Here is a 13,517-nt window from a genome sequence, read left to right on the forward strand (position 1 = left end):
GCGACTCGCCGCGGAACTGACGGACCGGGTTAGCGATCGGATCGTTATCCGAGGAGATTCCAGCCTTGAAAGATTCGCGCAGGTCGACCGCTTCAGCGGCAAAGTGCCGTTGCTGTGGCACTCTCATCGCATCCCGGCGTGACCCCGAAACCGGTGATCCGCTCTGTGAGCGATGTTTTCTCGAACCGCTCGCGGCGGAATGTACGAGCGGCGGCGACCCGAACGCCGGTTTCGCCGAGGCGCTCTCCGCCGCGCTCGATCTGCGTGAGCATGAGACCGGTCTCCATTCGCGGCGTGTCGCCTGCCATACGGTCGTCCTCGCGAAACGCTTCTTTCCGCATGACGAGCGGCGCCTCGCGCAAATCTACTGGGGCGCGCTGCTTCACGACATCGGGAAAATCGGCGTACCGGACCATATTCTGCTGAAGAACGAAGCGCTCGATGACGACGAATGGGCCGTGATGCGCCGGCATCCCGACGACGGCCATCACCTCGTCAGTCGCCTTGCAGGCATGGCGGAGGCCGCAGAAATGGTCCGCTGCCACGAGGAACGTTACGATGGCACAGGTTATCCGCGTGGTTTGCGTGGGGAGGCCATTCCGTTGGGGGCGAGGCTGTTCGCCGTGATCGATACGCTCGACGTAATGACCTCGGATCGCCCCTACCGGAAAGGACTGTCATTCGACGCGGCTAAGGCCGAGATACTTCGTATGTCGGGCGTACAGTTTGATCCAGTTGCCGTCGACGCGTTCATCGCAGATGAAGCGGTCCTGAGACGCATGGTGCAGATGAAATGCGAGCAGGAGGTAGCGTAGTCATTCCGGTTCCGATGATGCCATGTCGACGAATTCGTAAATCTGGCGTCATCGCGACGACAGGGGCGATGGATCACACTTTCCCAAAGTGCAGGCCCGACACGCATGAAGCGAAAGTGACGCGCGGGCATGTTGCGATCGCGTATCGCCGAAACGGCTATCATTGCGCACATACTGCGAAGATGCCTGCAGGAGCCCAACTGCGCGTTGGCAATCGGGCATATGTCAATCCCATGGGCTGCGATGTGCCGTTGCCGCAACGAGGGCGAGATTCTTTGACGCTCGGCGATCGCGTCGTTACGCGAGGAGGAGAGTCTTGTTCGTATCCCCGTGCATACCGCCCTCAGTCCATGTCGTCGGGGTCGGTGATTGTCATTCCGGCGCCGCCGCGCTGCTCCGCGCCAGCCCCGCCCCGCTGGCTTGGGGCGTATGGTGTCCGCGGCGCAGATCACGGTGCGAGTGACCGCCGTGCACATAGTTATCCGTCTGGTGCAGATCAACCGCGCGCTGTGGGGCTTCCTCCTGTGGTGGAGCCTCGTGCGCGTCGGACTGCTTAGCGCCAGGACGTCGCCGGCGGCCCAGCGCTTCGCTGTTACGTTGGAGCAACTCGGTACGACCTTCGTCAAACTGGGCCAGGGGCTGAGCCTGCATCGGGAACTGCTTCCCGACGACTACGTGGCGGCGCTGCAGAAGCTGCACGACAACGTCGCGGCTTTTCCCTTCGAGCAGGTCGCGGCCGAGGTGGAGGCTTCCTTTGGGCGCCCGCTGACCGAACTGTTTCTCCGCATCGAACCTCAGCCGCTCGCCGCGGGCTCCATCGCCCAAGTGCATCGCGCCACACTCACCGACGGCCGCGTGGTCATCGTCAAGGTGCGCCGCCCCGGTATCCGGCGCCAGGTAAATGAGGACATCCGCATATTGCGCTGGTTCCTGAAGAGCGTCCTTTGGTTAAGCCCGGCGCTGCGCGCCGTGAGGCCCATGGAAATCGTGGACGGGCTGGCGCAGAATCTTCACAAAGAGCTCGACTTCCGTGAGGAGGCCCACAGCATCGCCCGCTTCGCGGAGATATTCCACGAATCGCCGACGGTGTATGTGCCCAGGGTGGTAGGCGAACTGTATACCGAATGGGTGGTCGTGCAAGATCTGAGTCCGGGCAGGCGCATCGACGATGCGGCGTTCCTGCATCAGGGCGAGCAACTGGCTGCGAACCTCGTGGAGGCTTATTTGCGCCAGTTTTTCGTGGAAGGCGTGTTCCACGGCGACCCACATCCAGGCAACCTGTTCGTGCTCGAAGACGGGCGGATTTGCTTCCACGACTTCGGCTTGGTGGGCTTCCTCGACCGCCGCACGCGCATGGCCCTGATAGCGTTCATGATGGCTTTCGTGCAGCAGGACGGCGATTGGCTAGTGGATGCCTATCTCGATCTGGGCATGCTCGGCGGCAAGCTGGACCGGGATGAGTTCCGTGCGGGCATGGAGGAAGTGGTCCAAGACTATGGGCGCAAGCCGCTCAGCGACTGGTCCTTCGGTGAGGCCTTTCTGCGTATCGCGCGCATGGGTCACGGGCGCAACGTGCGCCTGCCGCAGCCTCTGCTGGTGCTGCTGCGGGCCGTTTTTCTGATGGAGAGCACGGTGCGGCGCCTCGATCCGCGCTTCAATCTCATGGAGGGGCTGTTCGCCAAGGCCGGGGCGATGCTGGAGACCGCCGGTGGCGTTGGCGACCCTGGCGCGCGCTTCAAGTACGAGGCCTTCGTGTCCCTGCATCAGCTGCCTTCGGACCTGAGCCGGGCGCTACACGGCATTCGCAGCCGCGGCATGGAGGTGTCGGTGGCACATCGCGGCCTTGAGCCGCTCCAGGAGGAAATCGGCCGCAGCAGCCGGCGCGTGGCGTTGGCGCTGGTGACCCTGGGCCTGTATATCGCCGCCTCGCTGCTCATGCAGCACAGCCTGGGGCCGCGCTGGGGCGAGGTGCCGGTGCTGGCCGGCCTGGGCTATGCCCTCGCGCTGTGGCTGAGTTGGCGCCTGGTGCGTGAGTTCGGTGAGCGTAGCTGATGGTCGAACGAGCGTGTTTGCCATGCAACTGATGAGGGCGATGAACGCGTACATCCACGCCATGTACCACGATGACGTTCTTTGCCAGATCGATCCCTATTGTCGCAATCTTCATTTCGGTCGCCTCCTCGCGTGGGTGGACATATCGCATCTCCACCTTGGCACTCAGATGCCATTTCGGGAAGGGGCGACCATCCCATTAGTCGGACTACGCCACCCACGGTGGCGTAGTGTTCGCGATGCGAAACGCGAATCGGTCCTGAAGGCCGTTCTGACGCGGGTAGCTGCCAAGCTTTCGGAGCATCAGCGAGGCCGTCACCGTGCCCTGCTTGATCGAAGCCGCCAAGCGCAGCGTAATTGCGCTTGGTCTTGCTGAACAGCGCGCCCATGAAACGGGCGTGCAGGTCGATGATCTCGTCGATCAGGGTGGCACAGGTGGCGTCGCGGACTCGATCGGAAACGATGCTTTCTCAAACAGAGGATCGGTTTGCGCCTGTGACAGACGCGAGGGAGACATTTTCTGGCACTCGATCTCAGCCTTGGACGGCTGCCGAAGGGTGAGCGGTTTTGGGGGCTCACGGTTTTTCACCTGCTCCTGATCATCGAAGCCGTGCCCGCCGCGGCTCATCGAACACCTCCTTTTTCTCAGCCAGCGCAACAGGACAGTTGCTTCACGTCCTTGCTGAAGGTCTGCGCCGTGAGCTTCAGCCCCTCGACCATCGTGAGATATGGGAACAACTGGTCGGCGAGTTCCTGCACAGTCATCCGGTGGCGGATCGCCAGCGCCGCCGTCTGGATCAGTTCGCCCGCCTCCGGCGCGACGACCTGCACGCCGATCAGCCGCCCCGTGCCGGCCTCGGCGACCAGCTTGATGAAGCCACGCGTATCGAAGTTGGCCAGCGCCCTCGGCACGTTGTCGAGCGTGAGGGTGCGGCTGTCGGTTTCAATGCCATCGTGGTGCGCTTCGGCTTCGCTGTAGCCCACCGTCGCCACTTGCGGATCGGTAAACACCACCGCCGGCATGGTGGTCAGGTCCAGCACTGCGTCACCGCCGGTCATGTTGATCGCGGCGCGCGTGCCGGCCGCCGCCGCGACATAGACAAACTGCGGCTGGTCGGTGCAGTCGCCGGCGGCAAAAACGTGCGGCGCGCTCGTTCGTAGGCGCGAGTCGATGACGATGGCCCCTTGCGCGTTGACCTCGACGCCCGCCGCCGAGAGGTTCAGGCTGCGCGTGTTCGGCGCGCGGCCGGTGGCAACCAGCAGCTTGTCGGCGCGCCGCTCGCCGCGCCCGGTCGTGAGCACGAATTCCCCGTCTGCATGGGCGACGTGGCTCGCCTGGGTATGGTCCAGCACCTCGATGCCCTCGGCGCGGAAGGCGGCCGTGACGGCCTCGCCGATCGCCGGGTCCTCGCGGAAGAACAGCGTGTTGCGCGCGAGGATCGTGACCCGGCTCCCGAGCCGGGCGAAGGCTTGCGCCAACTCGACCGCCACCACCGACGAGCCGATGACGACCAGCCGCTCGGGGATCGTGCTGCTATCCAGCGCCTCGGTCGAGGTCCAGCAGGGCGTGTCGCTCAGGCCGGGAATCGGCGGCACGGCCGGGCTCGCGCCGGTGGCGATGAGGCAACGATCGAAGCTCACTTCGCGCGTGTCGCCGTCAGCGGCCGCCACGGTCAGCGTGCGCGCATCCTTGAAACGGGCCTCGCCGCGCAGTACGGTGATGGCCGACGTACTCTCCAGGATGCCTTCGTACTTGGCATGGCGCAGTTCCTCGACGCGGCCCCGCTGCTGGGCCAGCAGCCGCTCACGCAGCACGGTCGGCGCCGTAGCGGGCAGCCCCTCATCGAACGGACTTTCCCGGCGCAGATGGGCGATGTGGGCGGCACGGATCATGATCTTGGAGGGCACGCAGCCGATATTGACGCAGGTGCCGCCGATGGTGCCGCGTTCGACAAGCGTCACGCGCGCACCTTGCTCGACGGCCTTCAGCGCCGCCGCCATCGCCGCGCCGCCGCTGCCGATCACCGCCACGTGCAGCGCGTGCTCACCGCCACCGCGCCTCGTCTCGCCGCCCAGCCAGTCCAGCGCCTTGCCCAACAGGCCCCCGCCGGGCTTGCCCGGCATGTCGGCAGCTCGCGCAATGTAGCCGAGCGCGGCCGCGGCTGCGACCAGCCGGTCCAGGCTCACGCCCGCGTCCGCCTCGATCTCGGCCTGCCGCTTCGAATAGGACACCACGGCCGAGCGCACGCCGGGCACGTTTTTCAATGCCTGCTGGACGTGCTCGACGCACGACGTGCAGGTCATGCCGTCGATGTGAAGGGTGATCGCTTCGGCCATGATCACGCCTTCACTGCTTCACGGTAGCGGGGTAGCCCGCGTCGGCGGTGGCCTTGGTCAAGGCTTCGGCGTTGGTCTTGGCGTCGTCGAAGGTCACGACGGCTTCCCGTTTCTCGAAGCTGACCTCGGCCTTCTGCACGCCGTCCACCTTGGCGAGCGCCTTCTTGACCGTGATCGGGCAGGCGGCGCAGGTCATGCCGGGCACCGACAGGGTGACGGTCCGGGTGGCGGCCAAGGCGGGCGCGCTCAGCGTGGCGGCCAAGGCGACAAGGGTGGCGAGTTTGTTCATGGTGAGTTCCTTTCAGTAGAACAGCGGCAGGATGTAGGGAAATGCGATGGCAACCAGGACCAAGGCGGCCACGACCCAGAAGATCAGCTTGTAGGCCCTCGCTACCCGCGGCACGGCACAGACGTCGCCCGGCTTGCAGGCACGGGCCGGACGGAAGATGCTGCGCCAAGCGAGGAACAGTGCGACGAGCGCCGCGCCGATGAAGATCGGCCGGTACGGTTCCAGCACGGTCAGGTTGCCGATCCACGCGCCCGAGAAGCCGAGCGTGACCAGCACGAGCGGGCCGAGGCAGCAGGCCGAGGCGAGGATGGCGGCAACACCGCCGGTGGCCAGTGCGCCACGACCGTTCCTGGGATCCGACATAAAGTTGTTCTCCTTCCGGGTCTTCGCTTGATGTTGTAACGTTACTGCCGTAGTCAACTACGGAGTCAAGCGGTATGGAGAACGATCTGGAGAATCTGACGATCGGTACCTTCGCCCAGGCCGCCGGCGTCAATGTCGAGACGATCCGCTTCTATCAGCACAAGGGCTTGCTGCCGCAGCCGGAGCGGCGCTACGGCCGCATCCGCCGTTACGGTAGAGCGGATGTGGCGCGGGTCAGGTTCGTGAAATCCGCCCAGCGCCTGGGGTTCAGCCTGGACGAAGTGGCTGAGCTGTTGCGCTTGGAGGATGGCACCCAGTGCGAGGAAGCCGGTCGCCTGGCCGAGCAGAAGTTGCAGGACGTGCGCGCGAAGCTGGCTGATCTGGTGCGCATCGAGTCCGTGCTGTCCCGACTCGTGTGCGCCTGCCACGCGCACCAGGGAAACATTTCCTGTCCCTTGATCTCGGCCCTGCACGACTGCTGAAGGGGATCCCGCTGGTTTGCACGGCTACGTCTTCGCAGCAGCTGGATTCTCGTCTCCGGTTTGCTGCAGTGGCGGTTTGCATGGTCGGCGGGGGGGTCTTGCGGTGGCGAGGTTCGCCCATTCGCCCCCGCGCCGCTGTGCCTTGGAACTTTTAACATCGTCAAGGTCATATTGCCGTGATGCGCTGGGATGCGAGCTTCCTTTCTCGCCCATCCTGCATGTAGAATCGCCACGGCCATTTCCCGATTCAAAGTGTATATGCCCTTCTTCCGGCGACTGATCGCGCTGCTCCTGATGGTGACGCTTCCCGCGTACGCCTGGGCGGGGCGCGCTCTGCCGGAGGTCTGCCCCATGCAGTCGATGCCCATGATGGAGATGGCCGACACCGGCAACGCCTGTTGCGACCCCGTAGACGGCGAGCATGGCCAGCCGGACAAGCCTCATCCGTGCAAGCCCGGCCAGGAGTGCAAGAGCAGCAGCCTGTATCAGCCGGTGTTCCCGCGCCTCGTGCAACCCTTCGTCGCTGCCGCGACGCTCGTTTCCGCAGTCGAATCCCCCGTCCTGTCCCGCGACCCCACTGGGGTCTGGCGGCCTCCCCGCTCCGTCTGAATTCGTTCTTCCGTTTGTCGTTTCGGGCCCGCGCCTTGACGCCTGTGGCCTGAGATGACGGTTCGCGCGTGCCGCGTTGCGGCGACGCCTGACTCGTTCGGATTCAGCCTATGCCATTTTCATTGGAAGGGGCGCGCGCATGCGCGTCCCGAAAGAACAAGAAGCCGCTCGCGCGCCGACCCGGCGTCCTGCGTGCGCTCGGCGCAGCGTTGCTCACGGCCGGTCTTTCCGGCTGGGCCGCGGCGCAGACCACCGCGCAGATCACACCTCCCGCCCACGCGCTGACCCTGGAGGCGGCGCTGGACGCAGCGCAAGCGCGCTCCTACGCCTTGGTCGCGCAGGAGGCGGCAGCCCGCTCGGCGCGCGAGCTGGCCGTTGCGGCCGAGCGCCTGCCCGACCCGATGCTGCGCCTGTCGGTCGACAACCTGCCCGTCGACGGGCCGATGCGCTTCAGCCTGACCGACGACTTCATGACCATGCGCTCGGTCGGCCTCACGCAGACCTTCACCCGCGCGGACAAGCGCCGGGCCCGCGCGGCGCGTTTCGAGCGTGAGGCCGACAGCGCGCAGGCCGCGCGCGCCATGCAGCTCGCCGAGCTGCGACGCGGCACCGCGACGGCCTGGTTCGACCGTTACTACCAGCAGCAGATGGTCGCGCTGTTGTCGCAGCAGCGCGACGAGGCGGCCCTGCAGATCGAGGCCGCCGAAGCCGCCTACCGTGCCGGCCGCGGCGCACAGGCCGACCTCTTCATGGCGCGATCGAGCGTGGCCCGCATCGACGACCGGATCCGGGCGGCTCAGGCGCGCGAGGCCAACGCCACCACCACGCTGGCACGCTGGGTGGGCGAGCTCGCCGCTGCACCCCTGGGCGACGCGCCGCCGATTTCGACGACGCGGCTCGCGGTGCACCGCCTCGAGCACGAGCTCGACCGGCACCCCGACATCGCCCTGATGGCATCACAAGAGGCCGTGGCGCTGGCCGCGGCCGAAGTCGCTCGCCAGGACAAGCGCGTGGACTGGACCGCGTCGCTGATGTACAGCCAGCGCGGCGAGGCCTTCTCCAACATGGTCTCGATCGCCGTGAGCGTGCCGCTGCAGTGGGACCAGAAAAACCGGCAAGACCGTGAGCTCGCCGCCCGGCTGGCCAAGGCCGAGCAGGCGCGGGCCGAGCGCGAGGAGATGACGCGCGCGCATCTGGCCGAGACCGAGGCTTGGCTCGCGACCTGGCGAGCCAACCTCGCACGGCTGGCCGACTACGACGCGACGCTGGTCCCGCTCGCCACCGAGCGCACCCGCGCCGCGCTGGCGGCCTATCGCGGCGGCCGTGGCGGGTTGTCGGACGTGCTTGAAGCACGCCGGATGGAGATCGACACCCGCATCGAGCGGCTGCGCATCGAAATGGAAACCGCCGGGCTGTGGGTCGAGCTCGAGTACCTGATCCCGAGCGAAGGCGAGACGGAAAATGCCGCCTCTCCGCAGCCATCCATGACGAACGCACCGGAGCAACAACGATGAAACTCAAGAACATTGCGATCGGCCTGGCGGCCGCCGGGGTGCTCGGCGCCGCGGGCTTCGGCCTCTACCGCCTGGGGCTGCAGCACGCCACGGAAACGTCCGCCGGCGCCGCCGCCACTGGCGCGGCCTCGGCTGCTCAGGCGCCCGCCGCCGCCGTCGATCCTTCGACCTGGGGCGTCGCCGAGGGCGAAGCCGCCACGCGCCGCCACATCGCCGACGGCCTCAAGGCCGGGATGGTGGACCCGGTGACCGGCCGCAAGATCCTCCACTACCACGACCCGATGGTCCCGGGCAAAAAGTTTGAAGCGCCGGGCAAGTCCCCCTTCATGGACATGATGCTGGTGCCGGCCTACGCCGGCGCCGAGGGCGGCGACGCCGGCACCGTCACCATCAGCCCGCGCATCCAGCAGAACATTGGCCTGCGCACCGCAACCGTGACCGAAGGTGCGCTCACGCCGGCGGTCACCGCGGTGGGCGCGATTGCCTGGAACGAGCGTGACCAGGCCGTCGTCCAGGCCCGCGCGATGGGCTATGTCGAGAAGCTGCACGTGCGCGCCACGCTCGACCATGTGGGCAAGGGCCAGCCGCTGGTCGAGCTCTACGTGCCCGACTGGGTCGCTGCGCAGGAGGATTTCCTGTCCGTGCGCCGCATGCAGGGGAGGGACCTTGCCGCCCTGCTCGACGCCGCGCGTGCCCGCATGCGCCAGGCGGGCATGGATGAGGTACAGATCCGGTTCGTCGAATCGAGCGGCCGCATTCAGCCGAGACTGACGATCCGCGCGCCCATCGCCGGCGCGGTCACCGAGCTGATGGTGCGTGAAGGGATGACGGTGATGCCGGGCATGACGCTCGTGCGCATCAACGGCCTGGCGACCGTGTGGGCCAATGCCGAGGTGCCCGAGAGCCAGGCGGCACAACTCGCCCCCGGCGCGCCGGTGACGGCGACCAGCCCGGCGCTGCCGGGCGCGAGCTTCGCGGGGCGCGTACAGGCGCTGCTGCCGGAGGTGAATCCGCAGACGCGCACCCTCAAGGCGCGCATGGAGCTCGCCAATCCCGGCGCGCGGCTGGTGCCCGGCATGTTCGTCCAGATGCGCTTCGCCGACGAGCGGGAAGGCAGGACCCTGCGCGTGCCGACCGAGGCGATCATCGCGACCGGCAAGCGCACGCTGGTGATGCTCGCCGAGGAAGACGGCCGCTTCCGCCCGGCCGAGGTCGTCACCGGGATCGAGTCGGGCGGGCAGACGGAGATCCTGCGGGGCTTGCAGGCCGGGCAGCGGGTGGTGCTGTCGGGGCAGTTCCTGATCGACTCGGAAGCGAGCCTCGCGGGCATCGAGGCGCGTCTGGGAGGGATGGCCAATGAGGAGGCGCCGGCCGCCGCCGACACCCATCGCACCCGCGCGTCGATCGAGGCCGTCGCCAATGACGTGCTCACCCTGAGCCATCCGGCGATCGAGAGCCTCAAGTGGCCGGCGATGACCATGGACTTCAAGCTGGCACCTGGGCTCGAGCGACGGGAGCTGAAAGCGGGCGCAGACGTCGACATCGAATTCCGCATGCAGGAGGGCGACGCCCCGCAGATCGTCAGCATCCGGCGTGCGGCGAAGAAGGCGGCGGGCATGGCCGAAGGCGGTGCGAAATGATCGCGAACCTCATCCGCTGGTCCATCGCCAACCGTTTCCTGGTGATGCTCGCGACCGTGATGCTCACGGCGTGGGGCGTGGTCGCGTTGTCACGCACCCCGCTCGATGCCCTGCCCGATCTCTCCGACGTGCAGGTCATCATCCGCACCACCTATCCCGGCCAGGCGCCGCAACTCGTGGAGAACCAGGTTACCTATCCGCTCACGACCACCATGCTCTCGGTGCCCGGCGCCAAGGTCGTGCGCGGCTTCTCCTTCTTCGGCGACAGCTATGTGTATGTGCTGTTCGAGGACGGCACGGACCTCTACTGGGCGCGTTCCCGCGTACTGGAATACCTCAACCAGGTGCAGTCGCGCCTGCCCCCCGGCGCCACCTCCTCGATCGGGCCGGACGCCACCGGCGTGGGCTGGATCTACCAGTACGCGCTGGAGGACAAGTCGGGGCAGCTCGACATCTCGCAGCTGCGGGCGCTGCAGGACTGGTTCCTCAAGTTCGAGTTGAAGACCGTGCCCGACGTGGCCGAGGTGGCCACCATCGGTGGCATGGTGCGCCAGTACCAGGTGGTGCTCGATCCGGACAAGCTCGCGGCCTACCGCATTCCGCATGCCCGGGTCGTGGAGGCCATCGGCCGCGGCAACCAGGAGGCCGGTGGCTCCGTGCTCGAGCTCGGCGAGGCCGAGTACATGGTGCGCGCCTCCGGCTACCTGCAGACGCTGGAAGACTTCCGCGCCATTCCCCTGATGACCACGGATGCCGGCGTGTCGGTACGGCTCGCCGATGTGGCGCGCGTGCAGCTCGGGCCGGAGATGCGGCGCGGTATCGGCGAGCTCGACGGCGAGGGCGAGGCGGTCGGCGGGGTGATCGTGATGCGCTCGGGCAAGAACGCGCTCACCACCATCCAGGCGGTGAAGGAACGGCTTGCCGTCCTGCAGAAGAGTCTGCCCAAGGGGGTGGCGATCGTGCCCGTGTACGACCGCTCGGGCCTCATCGAGCGGGCGATCGACAACCTCACGCACAAGCTCGTCGAGGAATTCATCGTCGTCGCCGTGGTGTGCGCGCTCTTCCTCTTTCACCTGCGCTCGGCCTTCGTCGCCATCGTCTCGCTGCCGCTGGGGATACTCGCCGCCTTCATCGTCATGCAGCGGCTGGGCGTCAACGCCAACATCATGTCGCTCGGCGGCATCGCGATCGCGGTCGGCGCGATGGTGGATGCGGCCGTGGTGATGATCGAGAACGCCCACAAGCACCTCGAAGCCTGGGCGCACGAGCATCCCGGCGAAAAGCTCCAGGGCGCCGCCCGCTGGCACGTGATCGGCGATGCCGCCGTGGAGGTCGGCCCGGCGCTGTTCTTTTCGCTCCTGATCATCACGCTCTCGTTCATCCCGGTGTTCACGCTCGAGGCCCAGGAAGGCCGCATGTTCTCGCCGCTCGCCTTCACCAAGACCTACGCCATGGCGGCCGCGGCGGGCCTGGCGGTGACGCTGATCCCGGTGCTGATGGGCTATCTCATCCGCGGGCGGATTCCCGATGAGCAGGCGAACCCGCTCAACCGCTGGCTGATCGCGGCCTACCGGCCGCTCCTCGACGGGGTGCTGCGCTTTCCCAAGGCGACGCTGGCGCTCGCCGCGGTGGCGCTGCTCGCAAGCCTGTGGCCGCTGCAGCACATCGGCAGCGAGTTCATGCCGCCGCTCGACGAAGGCGACCTGCTCTACATGCCCACGGCCTTGCCGGGCCTGTCCGCGGGCAAGGCGGCCGAGCTGCTGCAGCAGACCGACCGCTTGATCAAGACCGTGCCCGAAGTGAAGAGCGTCTATGGCAAGGCGGGGCGGGCAGCGACCGCCACCGACCCGGCGCCGCTCGTGATGTTCGAGACCACGATCCAGTTCAAGCCGCGCGAGGCGTGGCGGCCGGGGCTAACCCCGGACAAGCTCGTCGACGAGCTCGACAAGATCGTGCGCGTGCCGGGGCTGACCAACATCTGGGTGCCGCCGATCCGCAACCGCCTCGACATGCTCGCCACCGGCATCAAGAGCCCGGTCGGCGTCAAGGTGCTGGGACCGGATCTCGCCGTGATCGACCGGCTCACCGGCGAGATCGAACGCGCCCTGAAACCGGTGCCCGGGGTAACGAGCGCCTTCGCCGAGCGCCTGACCGGCGGCCGCTACGTGAACGTGGACATCCGGCGCGAGGCCGCCGCCCGCTACGGCCTCAACATCGCCGACGTGCAGTCGGTGGTGAGCTCGGCGGTGGGCGGCATGAACATCGCCGAGACCGTCGAGGGGCTGCAGCGCTTTCCGATCAACGTCCGCTATCCGCGCGAGATCCGCGATTCGCTCGCGCGGCTGCGGACGCTGCCGATCGTCAACCCGCGCGGGCAGCAGTTCGTGCTCTCGGACGTAGCCGACGTCCGCATCGCTGATGGCCCGCCGATGCTGAGGAGCGAGAACGCGCGGCTCGCCGGCTACGTGTATGTCGATATCCGCGGCCGCGATCTCGGCTCGGCGGTGCGCGACATGCAGCGCGTCGTGACCGAGCAGGTCGACCTGCCGCCGGGCTACTCGGTGTCGTGGTCCGGGCAGTTCGAGTTCCTCGAGCGCGCCACCGCCAAGCTCAAGCTGGTGGTGCCCTTCACGCTGCTGATCATCTTCGTGCTGCTCTACCTCGCCTTCAAGCACTTCGGCGAAGCGCTGCTGATCATGACGACGCTGCCCTTCGCCCTGGTCGGCGGCATCTGGCTGCTGTACCTGCTCGACTACAACCTGTCGGTCGCCGGGGTGGTCGGCTTCATTGCGCTGGCCGGGGTGGCCGCCGAGTTCGGCGTGATCATGCTGCTGTACCTCAAGCAGGCGTGGTTCGCGCGGCTCGACGAAGACAAGACCGGCGAGGCCGATCTCCTCGACGCGATTCGCGAAGGCGCGGTGCTCCGCGTGCGGCCCAAGGCGATGACCGTGGCGGTGATCCTCGCCGGCCTGTTCCCGATCATGTGGGGCGCGGGCACCGGCAGCGAGGTCATGCAGCGCATCGCCGCACCGATGGTGGGCGGCATGATCACCGCGCCGCTGCTGTCGATGTTCGTGATTCCGGCCGCCTACCTGCTGATGCGCCGGCGCGGACGCAACGACGCGGAATATCGGCGGTCATGACATCGGCTCGGATTCGCGGAGGGGTGTCGGCGCTGCTGCTGCAGGCAGTCATAGGTCTTGCACTGCTTGCGCCACCCGTCGTGCAGGCGCAGCCGACCGGGCACGTGCTGCTGGTGGCGCATTGCCTCACCGGCGCGATCGACTGCCTGCCTTGTGCGACATGTCCGCTGCCGTCAGGCTACACGGCGGCCAATGCGGGAGGCGCCAACGGCCACGGTGCGGCGGCTTCCTGTGCCGTGGCGCAAACGCCGCGTTTCGGTGTCTCGCAAGCTT

General features: G+C 67.2%; 10 protein-coding genes and 1 pseudogene. 7 read left to right on the forward strand and 4 right to left on the reverse strand.

What is annotated here, in order from left to right; translation table 11 throughout:
* Positions 1-65: 65 nt before the first annotated feature.
* Positions 66-815: an HD-GYP domain-containing protein gene (locus tag F464_RS0120125; RefSeq protein ID WP_026296170.1), complete on the forward strand. Its 750-nt coding sequence runs from the start codon at positions 66-68 to the stop codon at positions 813-815.
* A 459-nt stretch (positions 816-1,274) separates the two neighbouring features.
* On the forward strand, positions 1,275-2,867 hold the full coding sequence (locus tag F464_RS0120130) for an ABC1 kinase family protein (RefSeq protein ID WP_232428997.1): 1,593 nt from the start codon (positions 1,275-1,277) through the stop codon (positions 2,865-2,867).
* A 262-nt stretch (positions 2,868-3,129) separates the two neighbouring features.
* On the opposite strand, the pseudogene F464_RS32090 reads toward F464_RS0120130, so the two are convergent.
* The 4 genes and pseudogenes from F464_RS32090 to merT form a co-directional block, all read right to left on the reverse strand.
* A pseudogene (locus F464_RS32090) lies at positions 3,130-3,219 on the reverse strand (Tn3 family transposase); the annotation flags it as partial.
* Between the two features lie 293 nt (positions 3,220-3,512).
* Entirely contained in the window at positions 3,513-5,204 is a 1,692-nt protein-coding gene (gene merA / locus F464_RS0120135) for a mercury(II) reductase (RefSeq protein ID WP_018991659.1), read from the reverse strand.
* A 10-nt stretch (positions 5,205-5,214) separates the two neighbouring features.
* Positions 5,215-5,493 carry a mercury resistance system periplasmic binding protein MerP gene (gene merP, locus F464_RS0120140; RefSeq protein ID WP_018991660.1) on the reverse strand — a complete coding sequence of 93 codons (279 nt, stop codon included), beginning with the start codon at positions 5,491-5,493 and terminating at the stop codon, positions 5,215-5,217.
* A gap of 12 nt (positions 5,494-5,505) precedes the next feature.
* Positions 5,506-5,856, reverse strand: coding sequence for a mercuric ion transporter MerT (merT, locus tag F464_RS0120145; protein ID WP_018991661.1), 351 nt, complete (start codon positions 5,854-5,856; stop codon positions 5,506-5,508).
* A 74-nt stretch (positions 5,857-5,930) separates the two neighbouring features.
* Here merT and merR point away from each other — a divergent pair, with 74 nt between their 5' ends.
* The 5 genes from merR (at position 5,931) to F464_RS0120170 (ending at position 13,244) form a co-directional block, all read left to right on the forward strand.
* On the forward strand, positions 5,931-6,338 hold the full coding sequence (gene merR, locus F464_RS0120150; RefSeq protein WP_018991662.1) for an Hg(II)-responsive transcriptional regulator: 408 nt from the start codon (positions 5,931-5,933) through the stop codon (positions 6,336-6,338).
* A gap of 351 nt (positions 6,339-6,689) precedes the next feature.
* Positions 6,690-6,947, forward strand: a complete 258-nt coding sequence (locus tag F464_RS0120155; RefSeq protein ID WP_157353968.1) for a hypothetical protein — start codon at positions 6,690-6,692, stop codon at positions 6,945-6,947.
* Positions 6,948-7,057: 110 nt separating this feature from the next.
* Positions 7,058-8,461: a TolC family protein gene (locus tag F464_RS0120160; protein ID WP_157353974.1), complete on the forward strand. Its 1,404-nt coding sequence runs from the start codon at positions 7,058-7,060 to the stop codon at positions 8,459-8,461.
* A complete protein-coding gene (locus F464_RS0120165) occupies positions 8,458-10,101 on the forward strand; it encodes an efflux RND transporter periplasmic adaptor subunit (RefSeq protein WP_018991665.1) in 1,644 nt (547 codons plus the stop codon). Before F464_RS0120160 ends, F464_RS0120165 begins: the two co-directional genes overlap by 4 nt.
* Positions 10,098-13,244, forward strand: coding sequence for an efflux RND transporter permease subunit (locus tag F464_RS0120170; RefSeq protein ID WP_018991666.1), 3,147 nt, complete (start codon positions 10,098-10,100; stop codon positions 13,242-13,244). Before F464_RS0120165 ends, F464_RS0120170 begins: the two co-directional genes overlap by 4 nt.
* Positions 13,245-13,517 lie beyond the last annotated feature (273 nt).

Source organism: Aromatoleum toluclasticum ATCC 700605, from assembly GCF_000378245.1.
Taxonomy (GTDB): Bacteria; Pseudomonadota; Gammaproteobacteria; order Burkholderiales; family Rhodocyclaceae; genus Aromatoleum; species Aromatoleum toluclasticum.